The 22,937-nt window shown below is 49.8% G+C and carries 28 protein-coding genes; 10 read left to right on the top strand and 18 right to left on the bottom strand.

Going from position 1 to position 22,937, the window contains the following annotated elements; translation table 11 throughout:
• Nucleotides 1-20: 20 nt before the first annotated feature.
• Together ABIC15_RS08160 and ABIC15_RS08155 are read left to right on the top strand one after the other, a co-directional pair.
• A complete protein-coding gene (locus ABIC15_RS08160) occupies nt 21-392 on the top strand; it encodes a hypothetical protein (protein ID WP_354020412.1) in 372 nt (123 codons plus the stop codon).
• Between the two features lie 111 nt (nt 393-503).
• The gene (locus tag ABIC15_RS08155; RefSeq protein WP_354020411.1) at nt 504-1,157 is read left to right on the top strand and encodes a homing endonuclease associated repeat-containing protein; all 654 of its coding nucleotides are present in this window, start codon (nt 504-506) and stop codon (nt 1,155-1,157) included.
• Nucleotides 1,158-1,182: 25 nt separating this feature from the next.
• Here ABIC15_RS08155 and ABIC15_RS08150 read toward each other — a convergent pair whose 3' ends face one another.
• The 4 genes from ABIC15_RS08150 to ABIC15_RS08135 form a co-directional block, all read right to left on the bottom strand.
• Nucleotides 1,183-1,623 carry a DUF4362 domain-containing protein gene (locus ABIC15_RS08150; RefSeq protein ID WP_214764828.1) on the bottom strand — a complete coding sequence of 147 codons (441 nt, stop codon included), beginning with the start codon at nt 1,621-1,623 and terminating at the stop codon, nt 1,183-1,185.
• Between the two features lie 13 nt (nt 1,624-1,636).
• Entirely contained in the window at nt 1,637-2,929 is a 1,293-nt protein-coding gene (locus tag ABIC15_RS08145; protein ID WP_354020410.1) for a protoglobin domain-containing protein, read from the bottom strand.
• 170 nt (nt 2,930-3,099) lie between these two features.
• Nucleotides 3,100-3,615 (bottom strand): SRPBCC family protein, encoded by a 516-nt coding sequence (locus ABIC15_RS08140; RefSeq protein WP_318928632.1) that lies wholly within the window; start codon nt 3,613-3,615, stop codon nt 3,100-3,102.
• Nucleotides 3,616-3,621: 6 nt separating this feature from the next.
• Entirely contained in the window at nt 3,622-3,960 is a 339-nt protein-coding gene (locus tag ABIC15_RS08135; protein ID WP_214764831.1) for an ArsR/SmtB family transcription factor, read from the bottom strand.
• Nucleotides 3,961-4,103: 143 nt separating this feature from the next.
• Between ABIC15_RS08135 and ABIC15_RS08130 the strand changes: the two genes are divergently transcribed.
• Nucleotides 4,104-4,970 (top strand): LysR family transcriptional regulator, encoded by an 867-nt coding sequence (locus tag ABIC15_RS08130; protein ID WP_012370354.1) that lies wholly within the window; start codon nt 4,104-4,106, stop codon nt 4,968-4,970.
• Here ABIC15_RS08130 and ABIC15_RS08125 read toward each other — a convergent pair.
• Nucleotides 4,952-5,584 (bottom strand): hypothetical protein, encoded by a 633-nt coding sequence (locus ABIC15_RS08125; RefSeq protein WP_354020409.1) that lies wholly within the window; start codon nt 5,582-5,584, stop codon nt 4,952-4,954. The genes ABIC15_RS08130 and ABIC15_RS08125 overlap by 19 nt on opposite strands.
• Nucleotides 5,585-5,705: 121 nt before the next feature.
• On the opposite strand from ABIC15_RS08125, the gene ABIC15_RS08120 reads away from it, so the two are divergent.
• Nucleotides 5,706-6,473, top strand: a complete 768-nt coding sequence (locus ABIC15_RS08120; protein ID WP_214849332.1) for an SDR family NAD(P)-dependent oxidoreductase — start codon at nt 5,706-5,708, stop codon at nt 6,471-6,473.
• 134 nt (nt 6,474-6,607) lie between these two features.
• Here the strand turns inward: ABIC15_RS08120 and ABIC15_RS08115 are convergent, their stop codons facing one another.
• From ABIC15_RS08115 to ABIC15_RS08100, 4 genes are all read right to left on the bottom strand, one after another.
• On the bottom strand, nt 6,608-7,273 hold the full coding sequence (locus ABIC15_RS08115) for a hypothetical protein (protein ID WP_354020408.1): 666 nt from the start codon (nt 7,271-7,273) through the stop codon (nt 6,608-6,610).
• Nucleotides 7,274-7,300: 27 nt separating this feature from the next.
• A complete protein-coding gene (locus ABIC15_RS08110) occupies nt 7,301-7,597 on the bottom strand; it encodes a hypothetical protein (RefSeq protein ID WP_354020407.1) in 297 nt (98 codons plus the stop codon).
• A 24-nt stretch (nt 7,598-7,621) separates the two neighbouring features.
• A complete protein-coding gene (locus ABIC15_RS08105; RefSeq protein ID WP_354020406.1) occupies nt 7,622-8,608 on the bottom strand; it encodes a hypothetical protein in 987 nt (328 codons plus the stop codon).
• 155 nt (nt 8,609-8,763) lie between these two features.
• Nucleotides 8,764-10,008 carry a polysaccharide deacetylase family protein gene (locus tag ABIC15_RS08100; RefSeq protein ID WP_251139450.1) on the bottom strand — a complete coding sequence of 415 codons (1,245 nt, stop codon included), beginning with the start codon at nt 10,006-10,008 and terminating at the stop codon, nt 8,764-8,766.
• Between the two features lie 193 nt (nt 10,009-10,201).
• On the opposite strand from ABIC15_RS08100, the gene ABIC15_RS08095 reads away from it, so the two are divergent.
• Nucleotides 10,202-11,617 (top strand): NAD-dependent succinate-semialdehyde dehydrogenase, encoded by a 1,416-nt coding sequence (locus ABIC15_RS08095; RefSeq protein WP_214764837.1) that lies wholly within the window; start codon nt 10,202-10,204, stop codon nt 11,615-11,617.
• Nucleotides 11,618-11,662: 45 nt separating this feature from the next.
• Here the strand turns inward: ABIC15_RS08095 and ABIC15_RS08090 are convergent, their stop codons facing one another.
• Nucleotides 11,663-13,675 carry a Na+/H+ antiporter gene (locus ABIC15_RS08090; protein WP_354020405.1) on the bottom strand — a complete coding sequence of 671 codons (2,013 nt, stop codon included), beginning with the start codon at nt 13,673-13,675 and terminating at the stop codon, nt 11,663-11,665.
• An 82-nt stretch (nt 13,676-13,757) separates the two neighbouring features.
• Nucleotides 13,758-14,645 (bottom strand): helix-turn-helix transcriptional regulator, encoded by an 888-nt coding sequence (locus tag ABIC15_RS08085; protein ID WP_214764839.1) that lies wholly within the window; start codon nt 14,643-14,645, stop codon nt 13,758-13,760.
• Nucleotides 14,646-14,730: 85 nt separating this feature from the next.
• Here ABIC15_RS08085 and ABIC15_RS08080 point away from each other — a divergent pair, with 85 nt between their 5' ends.
• Nucleotides 14,731-15,255 (top strand): dihydrofolate reductase family protein, encoded by a 525-nt coding sequence (locus ABIC15_RS08080; protein ID WP_214764840.1) that lies wholly within the window; start codon nt 14,731-14,733, stop codon nt 15,253-15,255.
• 51 nt (nt 15,256-15,306) lie between these two features.
• Here the strand turns inward: ABIC15_RS08080 and ABIC15_RS08075 are convergent, their stop codons facing one another.
• From ABIC15_RS08075 to ABIC15_RS08065, 3 genes are read right to left on the bottom strand one after another with little or no spacing between them, the layout of a single operon-like run.
• Nucleotides 15,307-16,527, bottom strand: a complete 1,221-nt coding sequence (locus ABIC15_RS08075) for a cation:proton antiporter (RefSeq protein WP_214764841.1) — start codon at nt 16,525-16,527, stop codon at nt 15,307-15,309.
• Nucleotides 16,528-16,530: 3 nt separating this feature from the next.
• A complete protein-coding gene (locus ABIC15_RS08070) occupies nt 16,531-17,031 on the bottom strand; it encodes a cation:proton antiporter regulatory subunit (RefSeq protein ID WP_131972774.1) in 501 nt (166 codons plus the stop codon).
• Nucleotides 17,032-17,070: 39 nt separating this feature from the next.
• On the bottom strand, nt 17,071-17,289 hold the full coding sequence (locus ABIC15_RS08065; protein WP_012370339.1) for an AbrB/MazE/SpoVT family DNA-binding domain-containing protein: 219 nt from the start codon (nt 17,287-17,289) through the stop codon (nt 17,071-17,073).
• A 191-nt stretch (nt 17,290-17,480) separates the two neighbouring features.
• Between ABIC15_RS08065 and ABIC15_RS08060 the strand changes: the two genes are divergently transcribed.
• The 3 genes from ABIC15_RS08060 (at nt 17,481) to ABIC15_RS08050 (ending at nt 19,932) form a co-directional block, all read left to right on the top strand.
• On the top strand, nt 17,481-17,963 hold the full coding sequence (locus ABIC15_RS08060; RefSeq protein ID WP_354020404.1) for a DUF2975 domain-containing protein: 483 nt from the start codon (nt 17,481-17,483) through the stop codon (nt 17,961-17,963).
• A gap of 76 nt (nt 17,964-18,039) precedes the next feature.
• Nucleotides 18,040-19,248, top strand: a complete 1,209-nt coding sequence (locus ABIC15_RS08055; RefSeq protein ID WP_354020403.1) for an MFS transporter — start codon at nt 18,040-18,042, stop codon at nt 19,246-19,248.
• Between the two features lie 21 nt (nt 19,249-19,269).
• Nucleotides 19,270-19,932 carry a hypothetical protein gene (locus ABIC15_RS08050; RefSeq protein WP_214849349.1) on the top strand — a complete coding sequence of 221 codons (663 nt, stop codon included), beginning with the start codon at nt 19,270-19,272 and terminating at the stop codon, nt 19,930-19,932.
• Nucleotides 19,933-19,975: 43 nt separating this feature from the next.
• Here ABIC15_RS08050 and ABIC15_RS08045 read toward each other — a convergent pair whose 3' ends face one another.
• Nucleotides 19,976-20,581 carry a GNAT family N-acetyltransferase gene (locus tag ABIC15_RS08045; RefSeq protein ID WP_214764846.1) on the bottom strand — a complete coding sequence of 202 codons (606 nt, stop codon included), beginning with the start codon at nt 20,579-20,581 and terminating at the stop codon, nt 19,976-19,978.
• Nucleotides 20,582-20,671: 90 nt separating this feature from the next.
• Between ABIC15_RS08045 and ABIC15_RS08040 the strand changes: the two genes are divergently transcribed.
• Nucleotides 20,672-21,142 (top strand): GNAT family N-acetyltransferase, encoded by a 471-nt coding sequence (locus ABIC15_RS08040; RefSeq protein ID WP_214849350.1) that lies wholly within the window; start codon nt 20,672-20,674, stop codon nt 21,140-21,142.
• 40 nt (nt 21,143-21,182) lie between these two features.
• Here ABIC15_RS08040 and ABIC15_RS08035 read toward each other — a convergent pair whose 3' ends face one another.
• The 3 genes from ABIC15_RS08035 to ABIC15_RS08025 are packed head-to-tail and all read right to left on the bottom strand — an operon-like array spanning nt 21,183 to nt 22,916.
• Nucleotides 21,183-21,716, bottom strand: coding sequence for a hypothetical protein (locus tag ABIC15_RS08035; RefSeq protein ID WP_354020402.1), 534 nt, complete (start codon nt 21,714-21,716; stop codon nt 21,183-21,185).
• Nucleotides 21,717-21,729: 13 nt separating this feature from the next.
• Nucleotides 21,730-22,428, bottom strand: coding sequence for a 5'-methylthioadenosine/S-adenosylhomocysteine nucleosidase family protein (locus ABIC15_RS08030; RefSeq protein WP_214764848.1), 699 nt, complete (start codon nt 22,426-22,428; stop codon nt 21,730-21,732).
• The gene (locus tag ABIC15_RS08025; protein ID WP_131972781.1) at nt 22,419-22,916 is read right to left on the bottom strand and encodes a hypothetical protein; all 498 of its coding nucleotides are present in this window, start codon (nt 22,914-22,916) and stop codon (nt 22,419-22,421) included. The genes ABIC15_RS08030 and ABIC15_RS08025 overlap by 10 nt, the downstream gene beginning before the upstream one ends.
• Between the last annotated feature and the right edge of the window lie 21 nt (nt 22,917-22,937).

Genomic DNA, 22,937 nt, shown 5'->3' with positions numbered 1-22,937 from the left:
TAACGAAACGGAGGACTGAAATGAAAAAACAGTTGATTTTCATCCTGCTGAGCAGCATTTGTCTGACTGCCGGCTGTGCGCGGGAAACCGAAACGATCTCAACGACCGACATCATTGCGAAGGAAGCCCGCCAGGATCAATCAGCGGATTTAATCCGGATCCATGATCGTGTCTATAAACGGAGCGGCAAAGATATGACCGTCGTGAAAAAAGACCTGGTTTCCGTGACGACCGTTCAAAAACAGCTGTCCGGAAAAGAAGCACTTGCCGACAGGACAGCAACCGACTGGCCGAAAGGAACGGAGTTGTACCAATCAAAAGACTCGACGGGTGAACTGTACGTGTTTCAAGGGACTGTCGCATACCGTTATGAAGCGATTGCGGAGGGTTGAACCTGTTTCAGGACATCGGTCCGAACCTTACGATTTTGTTAGTTAAATCTCTTAAGGTTAGGTGGTACACTAGCGGCATTATGAACAGCCATCCGCTAAGGGAGACTTCCTATGAAAGAAACCACGCCTACATCCACTTCTGTAACGACCAATGAAAAAATCATCCGCTTGATCCAAGGATTGCACCAATTGCACACAGCTCCGATGAAAGCTGCCCACTATCAAAAGTTAGCCCGCTATTTACCGTATCCGTCTCTGACGGAAATCGAACGGCAATTCGGCTCCTGGACTCGTTTGCTCGAACAGGCGGGAATCATCCGGACTTCCGAACTATCGACTGAAAAACGGGCGGTGCTCGACCGCTCGAAAACCGATTCGGCAAACAGTGACCGCTGGAGTGTTGATGACAGCATCGCCTTTTATGTCAAAACATGCGGCTCCCGGATGACCATCCGGTCCTATTCCGAACTGAGGGCCAATTATCCGCAAATGATGAGTGCGAATACCATTATCCGCCATCACGGAACCTGGAAACAGGCGTTGGCTCATTTTCAATTATCGTCAAGCGGCCTCTACTCAAATGAAGACTGCTTAAATGCCTTACGCGAAGCCTATGACGCGATTGGTCCGACTATCACGAGCCAGGAATATGTCCGGTACTCCCGGACACATCAAGCTCCTTCCTTAACGTTATTGATTGAACGCTTTTCCAGCTGGCGGGAAGCCCTGCGACTGCTCGAGGAGACACTGGACACAAAAGGTTGATCCCCGTCTGAGGATCAACCTTTTGTCATCTGTCAGATAATTCACCTGGACGTGCAGTAAAAACAATATGATCCTGACCTTCCTGACAATCGGTCAATGTAAAGACATATCCTTCGTTTTCAGCTTTCTTCTGCATGTTTCGACAGACTTCTTTTTCCCGGTCGTCGGCCTGGGAACCGTATTCGTCGCGCGATGAATCCAGTGAATAGACGAACTGTTTTCCGTCGTAGGTGATGTCTTCCAGAATTGCATCTCCTTCCGTCGTATAGTTCGTGATCCGAATTGTGTCTTTTTTATTCGCCTCCACCCGCTGTAAAAACGTTTCAAACTGGTCAACGTTCGCCCGTTCCGGTGTCGTGACGATATCGCCGTTTTTAATGGCTTCCTCTGACGGGTAATCGTTACTTGCACAACCGGCAAGCATCAGAATTCCAACTCCAAACAACAGATAGATTCGTTTTCTCATCCCCATCCCTCCTTCAGAGTGTCGTCGCAACGGTTTGTAAATCGTCAGCCGTCTCGGCAATCGATTCCGCGATATGGCGCATCCCTTCAATCGTTCCGGCAACCTGTTCCGTATCCTGCGACAGCGTAATGATCTGTTTCGAGACATCGACCGTTTGGCGGGAAATCGTCGTAAAGGCGGTGACGACGCGCCCCAGCTCCTCCGTCGTTTGCACGACCGATTGTTCTGTTCCGTTCATCCGCCGTGAGACTTGTCCCATTTTCGAGGTGATTTCCTGCGCGATGCTTGATGCTTCTGACGCGGAACGTTTACTTTCTTCCGCCAGTTTCCGGATTTCCTGGGCGACGACGGTAAAGCCACGTCCCATCTCGCCGGCCCGTGCGGCCTCGATCGAGGCGTTGAGACTCAACAGGTTCGTCTGATCGGAAATCGCCGTCACCATTCCGGCAATTCGTTCGATTTCTTGCGATAAAAAAGCAAGTTGCGTCATCTGTTCCGTCGTCTGCGTCATCTCGGAGACGACGTGCTCGAACCGTTTCGTTTCCGCCTCGACCAAATCGACGCCATCCTCTGCTTCTTTCGCGGCTTGGCTTAATTGCATCGCAATCGTTCCCGTCGTCAACGAAACCTGTTGGGCATGTCGCTCCATTTCCTGAAAGCTTGCGGACGACTGCTCGCTCATTGCCGCCAGTTCTTCCGTCGACTTTTGCACGGTCTGACCGACCCGTAACTTGGCGTCCGATACCTGTTGTCGTTCATCCTCGACCGTATCCTCATACATCGTCAGGACGATTTGCTGTTCCAAGTTAAATAACTTCCCGACCGACTGAACGATCCGGACCCGTTCCAATACCGGCCACGTACTTTGTTCGACTTGCCGGCTGAAGACGTTTAATACTTTCTGAAAGGCGGCGATGTACCACTTGTTTTGCAGGCCGATCCGGACGTGCCGGTCGGCGATCCGTTTTCGGACGTTGATGTAGTCCGGTGTGACCTGTCCGTCAAACATTTGCAGGATATGCTTGGCGAGCGTTCCTTTTAACCGTTCAAGCGTCGAATGCCGTTCAATCAGTTGTTTCAGCTCCGGCACCCGGACCAACTCCGCATAAAACGCATCAACCATCTGCGGCATCCACTCCGCGACATCGTGACGGATCAAACGAACGATTTGTAAATCCTCGACCGTCAAATCAATCAGCTGGAATTGTTGCGCAAATGCTGACCCCGCTTCTAAGCGAACATGTACCTGTTCTTGTTGCATCCGTTCTGAAAACGTCATCTCTTGTTGTTTTGCCCACCATTTCACACTATCGATCCCCTTTTTCAATCATCTCATCTTGTATAACGGCTCCATACTGCCAAAGATGAAGCATTTTCCTTTGAATTCCCAATATGGAAGACCTTTTTTCCAAAAGAGTGACAGATATGACCGAATATTCGAAAAAACAATCCGTCCGTGACGGATTGTCAGATCTTTTAGGATACGGTTCGTTGAAGAAGCCATTGATCGAGACGATGCAGTTGTGACGTAAACCCTTCTTTCATCCCCATCTCAAGGACTTGTTTTACCGCTTCCTCGGTCTTAAAGTCCGACCGGAACACTACCCGAGTCCGGTCACCGACGGCTTCGAACGTCGTCACGTTTTCACTGCCCGGCAATTCTTCGGAAATTGTTCCGGAAGCATCCGAAAAATAATCGGCGTGGGCGTAACTTTGCGGGGCATCAATTTGTCGGAAGATCGCTTTTCCCCACGACTCCATTCCGTAGAATTCCCCTTGCGCGGGATCCTTGCAGCGCATACAGTAATGCCAAATGCCGCCTTCGACGAAATCAAAGGTCGTGATTTCCGTTTGCCAGCCTTCCGGTCCCCACCAGGCTTCGAGATGCTCTTTTTCCGTAAATGCGGCAAATACCAGCTCACGTGGAGCGTTGAACGTCCATTCCATCTGTAAAATGGAACCGTCGACTTTCGTTTTTAATTTTTCCTGCATCTTCATTCACTCCTTTGGGTTGACTGTGTCCTGTATCTGTTCCAAATATCCTTCAAGTCGTGTCATCCGGCTGACCATCTGCTGTTCAAACGATTGGCTCCACGCAGTGAGACCTTGGAACGGCTCTGTTCGCAAATGATAAATCCGGCGGTTCGCGGCCGGTTCGATGCGAACGAGATCTGCTTCGAGCAAAACCTTTAGGTGTTTTGATGTCTGCGGTTGGTTAAGACCTAACTGTGCGGCAATCTCACCGACCGGCAACGGACCTGTCTTTAACAGTTCGACGATGTTCAGGCGATTGGTATCGGATAATGCAAATAACGTACGTGCAAGCCTCTCTGACATAATTTCCACCTCTTCTTATTTATATATACCCTTAAAGGAATATTCCAAACAAAGAATATATAAAATTGAGCGAAACAGTTGTCAGATGAAACGAACGTACAGTATCGTCAAAGCACACGCATGTAAAGAGAGAGTGAAGTCTGATGAAAACCGAATGGCTCGAAGCCTTTCACGTCACGGCGGAAACATCCAGCCTGACGAAAGCGAGCGAACTTTTGCATATGACGCAACCGGCGCTTAGCAAACAAATCAAAAATCTCGAACAGGCGGTCGGCGCTCCCCTGTTCACACGGACGACGAGCGGCGTCTCATTGACGCCGGCAGGAGAAATCGTCTTCAAAGACGGACAAAAAATTCTCGAACAGCTCGATGACATGCAACGAAAAATTGATCAGTTGCAGGGACAGACGTCGTTTACACTCGGTTCATGGCCGAGTGTCGCCATGTCTTACCTGCCGCAACACTTCGCCAACCATCCAACAGTGGGCGGTCCGGAACTGAAGATCAAGACGGCCCATACGTACATCGAACTGATGGCCGGTTTGGAGCAGCATCAGTACGATGCCGTATTGCTCGACGATCGGCAAATCGAGCATCCGTATCCGTCGACGCATCTGTATACGGAACCGTTTTTACTCTACTTCCATGAAGCCGATGAACGGTTCGAAGGCTGTGTCGATGTCCGGTTCGATCAAATCGAAGCCTCGTCGTTCCTGTCTTTGCCGATTGACTGTGACTCGACGAATATCCTGAAAGCCGCGTTTGCGGAACGCGGGGCGACCTATACCGTCGCCTCGGAAATGGAATTTGGTTCAAGCGTCCTTGGCTTCATCCGGGCAAAACTCGGGATCGCGATTTTACCGGCAATCTTTCAGGATGGTCTCCCGCCGGAAGTCCGGACATTGCCGATCACCGGTTTTGACGTGACACGGGAACTATCTCTCGTAACACGGGATGCGGAACACCATCAGACGTTACTCCGTTTGATTGGTCATCCGCGTAGCCGTTGATTCAGTCGGTTCCGCAGAGCGTCGATTTCGGAACGGTCGAGCGTCTGATCGTCGATTTCACCGTAACGGACCACATGATAGAGCATCGGATCAATCGTCAACTTGATCCGGTCGAGCCAGTCCTGGACCGTTTCTTCCGGCCGGCGTTTTGATCCGTCCGGCAGCTGCCGGTCAAAAGAAGCAATCAATTGACGGACTTCGGAAACGGAGTCCGTTTGTTGTCGTTGTTGCTCCGGATGCCAGTCAAGCGGTGCTATCTTCGGACGCAAGATTTGCGGATCCCCCTCTTCCGTCGGCTCAAGCAACTGTTTACGCCGGCGGTATCCGAGTAACCGGCGGAACACAAACACTGATAAGAAGGCTGTGACCAGTGCTCCGACCGGCAGCAGCATATCCGGCAAGAACAAGGAGGCACCTTTGATCATCGGACCGCTCGGAAAACGTTTGATTTTTATCGCCGCCGCCTTCAGTCCTTTACGCGGTTTGATTTTATAATGGAAGGTATAATCCGCCGGTTTGTAAATGTAAGTCGTGTAGGCATAACGTTCAAAAGCAACCAAAGATGCTGCCAGTACTAAAACGGAGAGAATCATCAGTCCGAGCTTCCGTTTCATATCGCCCCTCCTTTTTTTACCAAATAATAACATATCGTTTTCAGTCCATCAGCATTTTTCTTTCTTTTCAGTCAATTTGAGCGTACAGTAAAATTACACTGTCAGAATAGGATGTGATCGTATGTACTTACCTTCGTTTCAACTGGATCAGAAAACCGTTCTTGTGACCGGTGCAGGTCGTGGCATCGGCCGTGCCCTGGCAATCGGAATGGCGGAAGCTGGCGCAGATGTCTTACTGGTCGCCCGGACGGAATCCGATTTACAGGAAACCGCAAAACAGGTCGAACAGCTTGGACGACGGGCCTTTGTTTTGACGTGCGACGTCACCGACCGGACGCAGGTCCAGGCGACAGTCGACCGTGCCTATACATATGTCGACCGGATTGATGTCCTTGTCAACAACGCCGGAATGAACATCCGCTCGAAAGCACTGGATGTCACCGAGGACGAGTGGGAAACAATCCAGCAGACGAACTTAAAGTCTGCCTTCCTGTTCTCACAGGAAATCGGTCGCCGGATGCAGGACACGGGCGGCAGTATCCTGAACATTGCTTCTGTTGCGGGACATGTCGCCTTACGGACCGGTGTCGTTTATGCGACGACGAAAGCCGCCTTGATTCAGATGACAAAAGTCCTCGCGCTGGAATGGGGTCCGAAAAATATCCGTGTCAATGCGATCGGACCGTGGTATTTCAAGACGCCGCTGACGGAACCATTGCTCGCCGATCCAACCTACTTACAGGAGATCGTTGACGTGACACCGCTCGGCCGGGTCGGTGAACTGACGGAACTCGTTGGACCGGCTGTTTTTCTCGCGTCGGATGCCGGAACATACGTCACCGGACAAACGTTATTCGTGGACGGCGGGATGACGATTAAAGGGTTTTAATTAGAACAAAGCAACAGGGACTTCCGATTTTTATCGAGAGTCCCTGTTTGTCCTTGAGTAGAACAACTGTCTTTTTCATCAAAATGATTAAGTACGTACATATAAAAAAGAAACAAGTCGTGGGACTTGTTTCTTCACAACACACGGAAAGGACGGACGCTGTCGGATTTTTTCAAGCGGTATTCGGCAATCGGTTTAAAGTGGCTGTTCAGCGTCTTGACCCGGAATTCGGCCGTTTCAGTGATTTCTTCGAGGACGTGATACGTTTTCGTTTTCGCATCATACACATAATCGATCAAATCAGCTTTACTATCATATAAGACACGGACTTGTTTCGTCTTATGATTGATTTCATACATCCGGTCTTGATTAAAGATCAGTTCGGTTTCTTTTGTAAGGGTTTGTGTTTTCTCGACCCTGCCTTTTACATATCGATCCGTTGTCATCATTTTCGTACTACGCTGTTTTTTAACGTCATACGACAAGACCGTCAATTTTTCATTTTTTTCCGAACGGTTGCCGTAAATTTTGAGTTGTGAACCGGCCAGGCGAATGTAATCGGCATAAATTAATTCTTTGATGGTCTCATGCTGGAGAGGCTTCAATGATGTTGGATCAAAGGTATGGAGTTTGATTGAGTAATCGATTCCTTTCATATGATCTGCCAGTACATACAATTTATCACCGGTCACGATCAAATCTTTTCCGAAGCCACTATAACGTTTCGTCGCACCGATTTTCTTGAAATCCAATGTATATTTCGTCAGCGAAAATTGATTGATTGCCGATAAACTCATCATGTAATAGGCATTTTTATACTTCTTGATTCACATCGGTGCCGGCTCAATCTGCTTGATGGTCGTCTTACTATTTTTCAAGTTGATGACACGGTTATGATACGAGCTGTACAACAGTCCGTCATGCAGACGATCAGCGCCTTTCAGCGCATAGCGCACCGTTTCAATCTTTTTATTGCCGATATAAGTCTCGAATGTCGTGAGCGGCTGTTCGTAACTTGTTGAAACGACTTGATACGTATCTTTTTGCGCCGCTACAGCGTGATTAAATCCAACAGTCATACTGACAACTGTTGCTGCCATCAGCAGCTTGTAAGCTTTTTGCATAAGTTACACCCCTTCCTGAATTTGTCACAACACCTGAAACGGCATTAAACGGCCGGTTGACTGAAACTTATAATCGGCAACCGGCTTAAAGTGGCTGTTCAGCGTCTTGACGCGGTAGTTACTTGTTTCAAAATTCCCTTCGAGCACGTGATACATTTTCGTTTTGCTGTCGTACGCATAGTCAATCAGTGCCTGTTTACTGCTGTACAGCACCCGGACCTGTTTCGTCTTTTGATCGACTTCGAGCATCGAATACGTATTGAAGACTAAATCTTTTGTCGGCGACAAGGCTTTTGTTTCATCGACCCACATGACGGGTTGCTTGGATGTCAGGACGATTTTGCCCTGTTGTTTTTTTAAGTCATACGACGCAATCGACAGCTCTTCCCCTGCTTCCGTTTGATTGCCGTAAATTTTCAACTCGTTACCGGTATGCCGGAAATGAAAAGCAAAAATCATCGGCTTGATTTTCTCAAGGTGGAGCGACGTAAAATGTGTAGTATCAAACGTATGTATTTCAACCGAATTCGTTTCCGTTTTCATGTTATTGGCGAGGACATACACTTTATCCCCGGTTACGATCATGTCCCGTCCGTGACCGACAAATCTTTTTGTCTGACCGATTTTTTTGAAGTCGAGTGTGTATTTCGTCAGCGAAAATTCATTGAGTGCAGATATAGTTAAGACATAGTAAGCATTTTTATACTTTGTAATCCGCAGTGGCGAGTCGGCGACTTTTTGGAGTGTCGTCTTGCTGTTTTTCAGATTGATCACCTGGTCACCGTAAGAACTGTATAACAAACCGTCATGCAGACGATCGACACTGCCTAACGTGTAACGTACCGTTTCCACTTTCTTTCCGCCGATGAAGCTCTCAATTTGGGTCAACGGTTGACTGTAACTCGTCGACGCGATCTTGTAACTGTCCGATTGTGCCGAAACATCATGAGTAAAACCAATCGTAGAACTGACAATCGTTGCTGCCATCAACAGCTTGTATCCTGTATGCATGTCCCGGGTTCCTTTCCATACGAACCATATTGAGGTTCTAGAAACCGTCACATCCTGACGTCTCCACTTTCTCCTCTATATAAAGAATACCCATTTAATGTCACGTGGAAAGTCGTGAATCATTAAATGGGTCAATTCGTTTTTCAGGAATGAGATTATTTTTTAACGACCGGCCGCATCGGATCAAAAACGGCTTTCGAATCGAAAAACGGATCCAAGACCTTTGTTTTTTTCGCCAGTGCCTGGCGGAGCCGAATCCCGTCGACATTGATCCGCGCCTGACGGTAATAATCTTTCCCTAACTGTTTCCAGGCATGCTGCGACGCATCGACGTTATAAAAATAATGGAACCCTTGCTGCGTCAAATAACGGTATTTATCCCCCGTGTACCCATGCCAATTCTGAATATCACTGCCGAACGGATAAATCAACTGCCGTGTCGTTCCGATCAATGGAGCGACATCACGGTTGTAGCGAGCCGTATCCGCCTGAAGCGTTGCCAGACTGACTTTTCCAATCGCGATGTGACCATAGGTGTGGCTGGCAAATTGCCATCCGTCCTTCTTCAAGGCCGTTGCAGTCGCTTTTGCCTGTTGACGCGCCTGCTCAACTTTAGAAGAACTTCCGTACTGCGCATACGACGACCGGTACCCGAGAACACCGTTGTAGCCGGTGATACCAAGCAATCCTTTTGCGCCGTGGTAAGAGAAGTCCGGATGGCGGTTGACGAACGCATCCACGATCGGCACGAGATCATACGCACCATCCGGTTTTCCGGCCATCGAATTGGTGATCCGCCCGTTTTTCACTTTCAACGTCGTCGCAAAACCGTCTCCCGTCATGTATTCATAGTAGTTGACGTCATCCTGCGACAGGACAAGCGGCTTTTTGCCCTTTGGAAAAGCAAGTCCCTTTTCCGTCATCCGTCCGTCTCTCCATACCGCAAGATCGGTCGGGCGGACGAGGACATAGTTCCGTTGATACAAGGCGGTCAAAATCCGTTCGAACTCCCCTTTCGTCACCATATAATCATCGTAGCCCTGCTGTTTCCGGTCCCCGTCAAAGGCACGTTTCGGCTCGGCGATCAAGGAGTGGAAAAACAGGTGTGGGACGGACTTACCGGCTTTGATCGTTCCGAGATTCGCCTGTTTCGCCGCGTATTCCTTCCGCTTTTGTTTCGCTTCCGTCGTCTTCAACCGGTCGACAATCCGGATTGCCCGGGCATAATCGTACTGGGCCGCGATAAAATCGGCGCGTTTTAATTCCTGACGTATGTAGCTCGTGTCTGCTGCCTGATGTTCGACCTGCTTCGTTTTCGTTTCTGATCCAACTGACGGCTGACCGCATCCACTGATCAATACGATTCCTGCAAGACTGACGCCCATCCATTTTTTATTCATCTGAATTCCGTCCTTTCTCCGACAAACAATACTCCACTCCGCTTACTTTTTATATTCCCGATTATTCAGTCGATTAACTACTTTGAGAAGGGTATTCCAGTTCGTTATGTCCCCCATCCAAAGCGGAAGTACACAAACCGCCCGGATGGGTGTTTAATAAGGGACGTAATGAAAACACACGGAGGTGCAACACATGATTGAACAAAACGTCATTAATAATATTTGGTATAACACAGAAGAAACGATTCCCGTCTTTAACCCGGCAACTAAAGAATTGCTCGGACACGTCCCGAGCAGCACAGCAGACGATGCAGCGCGTGCCGTCGATGCAGCAAGTACAGCATTCGTCGACTGGTCGGAACGGACAGCCGATGACCGCGCCGATAAAATCGATGCCTGGTACCGCCTGATTCAACAACACCGTGATGAACTCGCGGAAATCATGACGCTCGAACAAGGGAAACCATTCGTCGAAGCACGCGGAGAAATCGACTACGGCAATCAATATGTCCGCTGGTATGCGGAAGAAGCGCGCCGGATCTACGGAGAAACAATTCCGGCATCGGTTCCCGGGAAACGACTCTTCGTCGAAAAAGAACCGGTTGGTGTCGTTGCGGCAATCACGCCATGGAACTTCCCGGCAGCAATGATTACACGGAAACTCGCTCCGGCACTGGCTGCCGGCTGTACCGTCGTGTTGAAACCGTCAGAAGAAACACCGTATACGGCACTTCGCCTCGTCGAACTGGCGATCGAAGCGGGTATTCCGGCTGGTGCGATCAACGTCTTGACTGGGGACGCCGCAACAATCAGTGGTGTCTGGCAAGGCGATTCCCGTGTCCGGAAAATCACATTCACCGGCTCAACAGCGGTCGGTAAATTGATCATGCGTCAAGCGGCTGATACGATGAAAAAATTGTCGCTTGAACTCGGTGGTCATGCGCCGTTCATCGTCACGGAAAATGCCGATCTCGACAAAGCCGTTCAAGGCGCCATCCGCTCGAAATTCCGCAACGGCGGACAAGCCTGTGTCGCAACGAACCGCTTTTATGTCCAGGCATCGGTTCTCGACGCCTTCACTGAAAAATTCGTCGCTGAAGTCAATCGTCTGAAAGTCGGCAACGGACTCGACGCCGATTCGACGATCGGACCGTTGATCAATGCGAAAGCCGTTGCCAAAGTCAAAGCACATATTGACGACGCCGTCGCCAAAGGCGCAACGATTCTTTCCGGCGGTACGATTGATGATTCAGTCGGATACTTTGTTGAACCAACCGTCCTCGGTAATGTCACGGAAGACATGATCTGCATGCAGGAAGAAACGTTTGGTCCGCTCGCACCGATTTCGGTCTTCGATACGCTTGACGAAGTCATCGAACGCGCGAACAACACACCATACGGTCTTGCGGCCTATGCGTTCTCGGAAAAAATCGACGAAGCTCTCCTGCTCGGTAAAAAACTCGAGTACGGCATCGTCGGTTTGAATGACGGTGCACCATCTGCTGCCCAAGCCCCATTTGGCGGCTACAAAGAAAGTGGACTCGGCCGTGAAGGCGGCGTCTACGGCATCGAGGATTACCTCGAAGTCAAATACCTTTCACTCGGTTAATCACAAAGCAGCCCCTGTCCACTGGACAAGGGCTGTTTTTTTCATTTACTCGACGTACTCATAGAGAACGACACTTTCGATATAGTGAATGAAGCGGCGCAATTCTTTTTCTTCCTCGCCGGACAAATCGCCTTCGTTTGACATCGAAGCGATTTCCTGGCGCTGGACTTCGATTGCCCGCAGACAAAGTTCTTCTTTTTGCTGATCGACGTCGGCTTTTCCGCCGACCGGTGACGACCAGCGCGTGTGTTTAAAGCGTAAACGTTTATAGAATTCGAGTACGCTTTGAACGACATCGACCGGATAATCGCCGCGGCATCCTTCAAGCCGGGTGACGACTCCTGTCATGACCTGTTCGTACAGTTCATGTTCGACCTGTGTCAGACGGATCAATTGATCGGACGACATGTTAGACCGTTTCCGTTTCCAAAGGATTTTCCGGATCGGTTGCAACAGACGGAAGCGGGCTTCCTTGTCGATGGCTTCGCGGCGGTTATCAATCGACCGGAAGACTTCTTTTTTCAGCTGGTCCGGTGTTTTATGTTCCTGCAGGAATTGTTTCGTCAAGTCACGTTCCCACTGGACCGCCTCAAGCCGCAGTTTTTTCAGCTGTTGGTTGAAGTGGGTTAATTCTTCTTCACTTTTCTCCTGTGCCCGTAACAGGCGCAGCATGACATGATATTCATTTAATAAATCAAAGGCGACGGTCGAATTTTCTTCCTGAACGACCTTTTTGATTTCCGTGATCGCCCTTTTGACCATCCGCTGTTTATACGAATTCAAATCGAGTTCCGGCTGAGCATCGGCCTCACCGCGGTTGAGCAACGGTAAAAGGATTGTCGCGAGAACCAGTGTGAAGATGATGACACCGGCCGCGAGGAAAATGATCAGCGACCGTTCCGGGAACGCTTCTCCTGATTCGGTCACGAACGGTAATGACAAGACCCCGACCATCGTAATCGTTCCGCGGACGCCGACGAGTGTCGTGATGACATCCTGCTTAAACGACGGTTTGCGGTGATCCGCTTTTTTCAGGAAGCGATGGTCGAACCAATTGAAGAACATCGTCCAAATCAAGCGAATTAAAAGAATGACCGTTCCAATTTCAATCACAAATGACATCAGACGCCAGTTGTTAATCGCGTCATCGGCAAAGATTTCGCGTGTCGCTTCCGGTAACGTCAGACCAAGCAACAGGAAGATGATCCCGTTTAAGATGTAGGCAATCATCGTCCAGATATTGTCCGTCAATGTCTGTTCCTGAGCGAAAAACGTTTCGGTCCGCTCTTTAATCAACGCGTGCAGGATTCCGCCTGTGACGACGGCGATGACGCCGGATGCATGCAGAATTTCTTCTGCGACGAAAAAGATGATGAACGGTGTCAGGATTTGCAGTAACGCATAAAAGACGACGTCTTCAATTCCGGTCCGGCGTAATTTCATCTTCAGCCAGTTCATCGCGATGCTGATCGTAAGACCGACGACGGCTCCGACGGCGAACATGTAGACGAATTCCGTCGTCGCCTGCTGGATCGAGAAGTAACCGGTGACGACGGCGGCGACCGCATAACTGAAGGCAACCAGTCCCGAGGCGTCATTGATCAACGACTCTCCCCGGACAAGATTTAAGATCTGTTCCGGAATCTGAACGCGTTTCGCGATCCCGTTGACGGCAATCGGGTCAGTCGGTGACAGGATGGCCGCGAGCGCAAAGGCGGCCGCGACCGGAATGACCGGTACAAGCCAGTTGATGAAGTAACCGCCGATGACCGTCGTCAACAGGACGAGGACGATGGCATTACCGAAAATTGCGGCACGCATCTTCCACAGTTCATCACGCGGAAAATGTGAACTGTCGTTATAAAGCAATGGAGCGATGAATAATAACAGGAACCATTCCGATTCGACTTCAATCTTCAGCCCGCTGATCAGCAGCGCGGCAATCGTTCCGACGAGGATTTGAATCAACGCGGTCGGAATGAAGCGGATGTAGTGTCCAAGGACTTGAGTCAAGATGATTAAGGCAAGCATTAACAAAATAAGTGATAACGTTTCCATAGAAAACCCCTTCCATACTTTCACTGTTTCTCTGGTTATATCGTAACATAGTTTCTCACTGACTTAGGAACAGAACCCCTTGTCAGTCCTCATATAAGGCGATGACCGCCCGGGCCTGCTCCTGGATCTCTTGACGCAGGAGCAACGGTTCGAGAACCCGCACTTCCCGCCCCAATCCGAATAACTGTCGTCCGAGAAACGGCAGTTCGGCAACCGGCACGAACCACGTCCGCAACGCATTCAGCGGCAAAACCCCTTCAAGTAACCGTTCGCCGAGCGGCGTCAACTCGAGACGGACCGTCACCTGTTCTCCCGCCTGCCCGAGCTGCTCCGCCTCCTCAAACGTCATTCGCTGTGACGGAACCGTCGTCTCGGTCACCTGCTCCATCCGGTCGACCCGGTACTGGCGTAATCCGCGGTCTGTCTGCGCGAGCAGATACCAGCGGTTCCGTTCAAACGTCAGACCAACCGGGTCAATCCGAATCGTCCGACGACCGCTTATCGTCCGGTAAATCAGTTCACCCTGCACTTCCATTTCCATCAGCCGCAACAAGTCGCGCGTCAATGGAGACGCCGGTGTATCCGGTTTGGCAAAACGGACACGCCCTTTCAACCGGTCGAGCTTCAGTTCGAGATCGGCCGGCAGTTCGTGCAGATACCACTCGGCAAGATTGCCGCGTAACGTACCGAACGGCAAGTCCGGCACCTGACCGACCCAGTCGAGCATCAAAAACAGTGTGATGGCTTCCTGTTCCCGCAAAGCAAGCGGCGGCAACAGACGGTTTGGTAAGACCCGGTAGCCGCCAGCCGGTCCGCGTTCGCTGTAAATCGGATAGCCGTTTGCTTCGAGCTCCAACAAATCGCGCTGGATCGTCCGTAAGGAAACGCCGCATGCTTCCGCCAGTTCCCGCGCCGTCAGCAGTTGTTGCCGGTTCAACAGACGCATCAGTTTCAGCTGTCGGGTTTTCATGATAAAAAACCTCCTTTAATTATGACATCTTTTGTCATGATTATACCGTAGACTAAAAACAGAACGAACCAAAGGAGGAAAAAAGATGACACAAACCGTTTTATATATCGCCTGCAGCTTAGACGGGAAAATCGCCCGTTCGGACGATTCACTCGATTGGTTGTTTGCTGTTGAAGGAGACGGTGACAACGGCTACGCAACGTTCATGCAGGACGTCGGTGCCGTCATCATGGGGCGGAAAACGTTTGACGAAGTACTTGTTCTCAGTGACGACTACCCTTACTCTGCCATCGACAACTACGTCCTGACCCGGCAAACCGGTAAACAGTCGGAGCATGCTATGTTTACGAATGAACCGCTTGATGTCTTACTTGACCGGATCGGTCCGACGATCGACGGGAAAATTTGGCTGGTTGGCGGCGGTGAACTGATTCAAGAAGCGTTACGACTCAAGCGCGTCGATCAGCTGGAGCTGGCGATCGCACCGGTCGTCCTCGGGAGCGGCATCCCGCTGTTTCCGGAGGGAACGCTTGAAACCCGGTTCCGACTGACCGGTTGCCGTCCGTCCGGACAGTTCATCATGGCCACGTATGACGTCTTAAAAGGATGACATCTCAAAAATACGCTGACCGGGCTTGAAGCCGGTCAGCGTATTTTCGAATCAGGATTTCGGTTTCGTTTTTTTCGGTTTTGGTTCCGTCCACTTGAATATTCCGTTCATAAAGTTGAAAATCCGTCTTGATTCCTTTGTCATCAGCGGTCCGAGAATCGCGAGAATCAGGACATAGAGTGCCGAGAACGGGGACAGGATCTCCATCAAACCGCCGGCGATGCCGAGGTTCGCGACGATGATCGAGAATTCACCACGCGAGACAATCGTCAGCCCGATGTTCGAGGACGCTTTGTGCGACAGTCCGGCCCGGCGTCCGGCAATCATGCCGGCGACATAGTTTCCGACAATCGTGATGACGACGGCACCGAGGGCAAGCCAGACGGCGTCAAGCAACATCGTCGGATCGATGCTCAGTCCGAAGCTGAAGAAGAAGATAGCACCGAAGAAATCACGGAACGGCACGACGAGGTGCTCAATCCGTTCGCCTTGTTCCGTTTCCGAAAAGACGAGTCCGAGCAGTAAGGCCCCGATGGCTTCCGCGACGTGAATCGTTTCCGAGAAGCCGGCGACGAAGAACAGGGCGGCAAAGACGACGATGATGAAGACTTCATCCGACGCAATCTTCAGCATCCGATTCAGAAGTGGTGTCGCTTTGCGGGCGATGATGAAGAACAACAGCATGTAACCGAGAGCGATTAAAATCGATGTGACCGAAGACAGTAACGTCGTTCCGTCGCCAAGCAGGAGTCCCGATAAGACGGACAGGTAAACAGCGAGGAAAATGTCTTCGAACATGATGATCCCGAGAATCAACTCGGTTTCCGTATTCCCGGTCCGTCGCAGATCGACGAGGACTTTCGCAACGATTGCGCTCGACGAAATCGTGATGATTCCGGCGATGATCAGCACTTCATATAACGGGAAGCCGGCGATGAATCCGTACAGCAATCCACCTGTGAAGTTAATCGATAAATAAATTGTTCCACTCGTAACGATCGATTTACCCGACCGGATTAATTTTCCGATTGAGAACTCCAGTCCCAGATAAAACAAGAGGAACAGGACACCGATGCGTCCGAGGAAGCTGATAAACTCAGCACTTTCAATGAACTTGAAGTCTAGTATCCCGATTGTCGGAGCGTGCGGTCCGACGATCATCCCTAAGATGATTAAAAACGGAATGATCGAAAAATTCAATTTATTCGCAAGCAAAGCTGCGATCGCCACTAAGATAAGCGCGGTACCGACTTCAAATATTAAATGATCCATCTATCATCCGCCTCCTTCGATTGAGAAGAGTGCTTTCGTAATGTGGCGGACATTTTGACGTTCTCCCGACAGGACAATCGTATCACCGGCTTCAAGACGTGTCTCCGGCCCCGGATTCAATGATTTTGATTTATCATGTTTGAGAACGGCAATAATCGAGATATCATACTCGTTTCGTACGTCGAGTTCGCCGATCGTCCGGTTGTTGACGGATGAATCCTCACCAATCTTAAACCATTCAATGACGAGATCATCAAACGCCAATTCGATTTTTTCAAGGTCCTTCGGTTTATACGCCAGGCCGCCTAAAATACCTGCCATCTGTCTTGCCTCCGCGTCGTTGAATGTCACACTCGAGATACTCTCATCAAAATCGTCATCGTCATAGTGGTGCATTTCCCGGCGTCCGTCATCGTGGACAATCACGACCACCTTGTCTCCTCTTGTCGTAATTCCTTCGAACTTCCGGCCAATTCCCGGTAAATCTACTTCACGCATATCCATGTTGATAGTTCCTCCTTTTAGTTGGTCAATCTGATAATTTTACAGGTGATGATGTGCTTTTTGGATGAGTGATTTGAATTTCTCGTCACTCAAAATATCTTGAAGGTCATGCAGCTGTTGTAAATCCGCTTTCGCCATGATGACAAACCCGTCTTCCTCGATGAAGGCAACGCGATCTCCTTCCTCTACTTGTAACGCCTGTCTAATTTTTTTCGGGATCGTGATTTGCCCTTTGGACGTCAACTTGGATAGCTCCATTCCGAACTTCCTTCTTTCTTTGTCTGATTTTCCTTACTTCCTTACTTTTCTTATTCCCAGTGTAACATACGTTCAAACTAATTCCGAGTACTTTGCTTTGAATTAACGAAAAAGTTTTTTTCTCATCCTTCAGGCGGTCATTTTCCGGACAAAGATGGACTATACTGAAGGAAAGAAAGGAGGAACGGCCGATGAAAAAATGGCGTTTTGTCTACTTGCAACTTGTATGCAGCGGGTTGTTGATCAGTCTGTTCGGATTGGCGGGAGTCGCCATTTCCCTGCTGATTAAAAGAGCACAACGGGGATTCTCACTGGAAGTCTTACTCGATAAACCGGGTTATTTCATCTTGATGGCGGGACTGCTCGCATTGATTCCGAGTCTGCTAATCCTGGTTCATGTCTTAAAAATTCTCCGGTCGCTTAAGGGAAGTATGGCTGAAGCGAATGTCCTCTCTTCTTCCTTCGGCACAATTAAAATCTGTTTTATCCTTATCAGTTGTGTCGCAGTCGGTCTGTTTCCGGTCATGTTCATCGTCGCCGATCGGGATGATGCACCGGGTCTGATCCTGTTTGCTTTTATATTAATTTTGATTCCCGCCACACTCGGTGTCATCAGTTCGCTTTTGCAGTCACTTGTTAAACAAAAGCACTTGATTTCCGGAACAACAGCTTAAGAGATGGGTCTGGCATACTAATCGGACAACCTGTATAATTTTGGTAAAATGCTTCTGGAAAAGCAGGTGGATTTGGTTGTCTCGTTCTTCGACTCTTTTGGCTTCATTCGGTATCTCCCAGTTTGGAGATTTTGTTTACCTCGTCGCGATCAATGTCTACCTCTATCAACTGACCGGTTCTGCCGCCGCAGTTGCCGGTCTTTGGATCATCGGTCCGCTCGCCGCCCTGTTGACGAAATTTCGGGCTGGCAGCGTGGTTGACCGGGCCGATGTCCGACGCTGGCTGATTGGAACCGATCTGGTCCGGGCACTGCTTGTTGCCTTGATTCCCTTTTTATCGTCCTTACCAATGATGTACCTGACGTTGTTTGGACTGGCGTTCGTCAAAGCATTTTTTGAACCGGCCGCCATCCGTTATCTGACGCAGATGATTCCGGAAAGCGGACGCAAGTCGTTTAATGCGTACCGAGGTCTGATCACATCCAGTGCCTTTTTGATTGGTCCGGCACTCGCCGGTCTGCTGTTACTTGTTGCGACACCCGATGTCGCCATCTGGATCAATGCCGGTTCATTTCTCGTGTCCGGGGTACTACTCCTGACGTTGCCGTCCGTTTCGCATGCGACTCTGTCAACCGTCCGCCTGTCGAATATTAGAACCGATTGGCGGATGGTCAGCCGGTTCAGCCGGACCAACTGGTTTGTCAGCCGAATTTACCTGGTCGGTATTTTGTCGATGAGTCTCGCACTTGCGATGGATGCTCAGGAAGTCGTCTTTCTGCAAACGGTCGTCGGTTTGACCGCCACCGATTACGGTCTTCTGATCAGCATCACGGGAATCGGTTCCGTCCTCGGCGGTCTGACGGTTGCCCGTTTTGCAAACCGGCTGTCGCTCAAGACATTACTCGTCAGCGGTTATCTGTTCGTCGCAATCGGCTACCTGATGTATGCGACTGCCGGCTCATTTCTGATCGTGACGGTCGGATTTTTACTGCTCGGCTTTTTTAATGCCTTTGCCGGAACCGGCTTCATGACGTTTTATCAAAACAATGTCCCGCAAGCTTTGATCGGCCGCTTCACGAGTCTGTATGGTCTCGGTCAAAGCGTCATCCAGATTCTGTTGATTTTAGCGATCGGCTTTACAGGCGACCTGTTCCCGCTTCGTTTCAGCATCATTGCCGGTTCTGTTTTGCTTTCACTGCTGAGTCTCATACTGATCCGTCATGTCCTGCAACCGGACAAGGAAGCATTTTTCCGGGACGATCAGACGACCAAACAAATTTCGTAATACATAGAAGGACGTGCTAACATGAAGATTTTAATCGGCCAACCGAAACAGGAAACACAACTCGAACAATTGCAACGTGAAATAGCGGCCTATCCGGACATCGATCTTCTGCTGTATCCGGAAGGTTACTGCCGCGAGACGGATGTCGAGACGTTACGTCACTTGGCGAAGCAATTCGCGACCGTCATCGTGACCGGGTACCGCGATGCGGATCGCCTGGACCGGGCCCTGATCATCAATGCAACAGGCGAGATTCTGCTCGACCGGGCGAAGACACCGGAAGCCGGTCCACTTTATACGCCGTCGACGGCGACTGTTGCCGGACAAGCTGCCGGATATCTGCTTTGCCGGGAGATTTTCCTCGGCCTGGACGGTCTGAAGCAGGACAAAGTCGACATCATTTTTAATCCGATCGGTGTCGGGATGTTCAGTGAGGAACAATACACGGACTGGTCCGGCGAAGCCCGGCGCATCAGCCGCCAGCAATCGGCACTATTCCTCGGAACGAGTCACGCCGACGGCTCTTACCGCAATTGCGGCTTCTCGATTCCGACGGCGTTTGCCTTTGACGCGACCGGCGAAGCGATTTTCTTCTCAAAAGATGATCCACGGACACGGATTCTCGATACAGAGACGCACATGGTTGAATTTGTGGATGCTTCATCCGTTGAACAGACGATCTAATCAAAAAACCCCCAAACCGGTTCGCCGGTTTGGGGGTTTCATCTCATTGATGCTGTTTCGAATTGGATTCTGTCTTTTGCGTCACTGCGGCATACTCATCCCGTAATATTGCATACATCTTGACGTCATGGAACGCCCCTTTGATGAAGATTAATCGGCGTAACGTTCCCTCGTACGTCATCCCGACTTTTTCCATCACCCGGGCTGAACCGATGTTCGGCTCCATGCACCGCGCCTGGATCCGCTCGAGCTTGAGTTCTTCAAAACCATAGGCCATGACACGTGCGACGGCTTCCGTGACGATTCCTTTGCCCCAGAACTGACGCGATAACGCATACCCGAGTTCCGTCTGTTTATTGTCGTCGAGCAACAGGTGGATGAAATCAATTGTTCCGATCATCTTGCCGGTTTCCTTCCAAACGATCGCCCACGGTGCTTCTTTCCCCTGGTCATAGTTTGACAGGACATAGTTCAAAAACTGTTCGGCCTGTTCAATTGTCTGATTGGCATTCCACGTCACGTAACGGGCGGTTTCCTCGTCCTGCGTGTATTCAAATAAATCATCAAGATCGCTTGCTCGAAGCGGCCGCAGCACCAATCGTTCGGTCTTAAGGACCGGTAAGTGCCGGTAAAATTCCGTTGTCGTCATGTTCGTTCCCCCGTTCTTTTTTTTACATTATATAGAAAAAATAACAGGAATGCGATACAGTGGAGAAAAATATATCCGGAGGTATACGTTATGACCTTTCAAGCTGTCCCGATGACCGTTGATCAGGCAACTGCCATTCTGAAGTGGACCTATCCGCCGCCGTACGATTTTTACAACATGGAAAAGTCGGAGGAGGCATATGCTGAACTGCTTGACGGTTCCTATCAGGCCGTCATCGCTCACAAACAACTCGTCGGCTTCTTTTGTACGGGCCGTTCTGCGCAAGTCCCACCTGGTCGCCCGCTTCATTTGTACCCAGATGACCATTTGGATATCGGACTCGGCCGGCAGCCCGAACTGACCGGACAAGGGACAGGATTTGCGTTTTGTTCGTTTGTCCTTGATACGGTCAAAGCGCAATCGGCGTTACCGCTCCGTTTAACGGTCGCTTCGTTTAATGAACGGGCGATTCACCTGTATGAACAGCTCGGATTTCAACGCCACGCCGCGTTTTCGACGACGCATGCCACGTTTCTCATCATGACGCAATCTCATACATAAAACACTATTCCGACGTGATGCCGGAACAGCGTTTTTTCTGTTACTGCTGTCGTTTGTTTTTGACCGTTTCCACCGTTTGAAAGACATTCGAATACATGGCGGTAATATGTCTCTTCGTTTTAACATCGTTGTATAACCCGTATGTCCAAAACAAAGTCGTTTTCCCGTTTAAGTAACCGGCTGCATAATCGGTCGTCTCTCCCGCCGCTTCCTTGTACGAAATCCAGTCCGCGATAAACGGCACATGCCCCTTATTCGATCCGATGAAAAACGTCGGAATTCGCATTTTCAGGTAGGTGCCGGCATACTCGCCTTGATCCGCTTCCAGTAACTTGTTCGGCATGATCATGACCGCGTCGAAAGTCGAAGCGACCTGCTTACGATTTTTTAATTCTGTGAATGAAATTTCCTTTAAACGGACGTTGTCTTCCCGAACTTCCGGTGCTTTCCCGATATAGGCAATGTGTAAATATTCGCCCGTATACCGAGGGAAGTCGGGCTCTTTCGGTTGTCCGGTTCCACATCCGCCAAGCATCAGCGCCATCGTGACCGAACAAAAAACTCGTTTTTTCATAACGGCACTCCTTTTAAATGAATATGTGCAGATAGTCGTCAAAAATCCTCGTCATAACCTTCGGTGTATTGGCGATGTAGACATTGATCTGTTCCTGATTTGACTGAAGCGGATCAAGATCCGTCTCGTCCGTCGGAACATCCGAGATGCCTTTAATGATGATACATTCGACGTCGTTTTTCCGGCAGATATAGGCAATCGCCGCTGCTTCCGTATCGGCAATCATAATGTCGTTCGCCTGCAGTTCGAGATAATCGTTCCACATGACGACGGCACGGTCAGCCGTACCGATCGTCCCGTTGCCTTTCATGCCATATTTCAGCACATCGATTTCCACGATGAACGACGGTTTAAGCAACGGTTCGATCTCTTTGACCGTACAGTCATATTGAGCGGCACGGTCCGGTATGAGGATATCGAGGATGTCAAACCGTTCGTCGATGCCGGCACACGTCCCAACGACAAGCACTTTTTGAAGTGGAAAACGCGCCAGCATATACTGATTCGCACCAACCCCGTTCACTTTGCGGACACCGGTACTGAAAAAGATGACCGGTGTCCCTTTGATCGTCCGGGAAAAGTATTCTCCGTACGGATACGTCGTTCGTTCCGTTTCTTTTACGTCAAAGTAACTTAATGCCGCCTCGAATTCCCAAACGGTGGCGATACTGACGCCGATTTCGACGTGCTTTAAGTCAGGTATCAGTTCCATTTTTCTTCTTCGTCCATCCAGACATTCCGTTTTAAATCAAGTGTCTGCCCTTCATCGTGAACGCCGAAGTAACACGGCAACTCCACAGCAGCGCCACCGGCTTGCTCAAAGCAGGTACGGAACCATTCTCCGATCAGGCGCTGTTCCTCTTCAAGCAGCGTTTCCTCGTGTTCTTCATAAAAAGCATCAAACGCCTCAGATTGGTCGTCCGGTACGTCCATAAAGACAATTTCATCGAGCACTGATCTACTGCCGGCAAAACCCGGTGTTCCCTCTTCTTCAAATACTTCGTTGGCGTCTCGGTCCATCGAAAAGAGCGTAATCGATACCTCATGGCTCAACGGTTCGATAAAGGCTGCAAAATCAAGCAACTCGACATCTGCTGCAAAAGTCAATTCCGCGACTGTCTTTAACTGATTGACCAACGTCTCTGTGTGTGGTGCGAGATTCGTTCGGATGGAAGCCAAGTATTCAGTAACTGTAAACATATGTATAACCTCCGTCATCTT

Source organism: Exiguobacterium sp. PvP048, assembly GCF_040549175.1.
In the GTDB taxonomy this organism is placed as follows: Bacteria; Bacillota; Bacilli; order Exiguobacteriales; family Exiguobacteriaceae; genus Exiguobacterium_A; species Exiguobacterium_A artemiae.
Note: the sequence above shows the minus strand (reverse complement) of the source record. Positions and strands in the feature narration are given on the sequence as shown.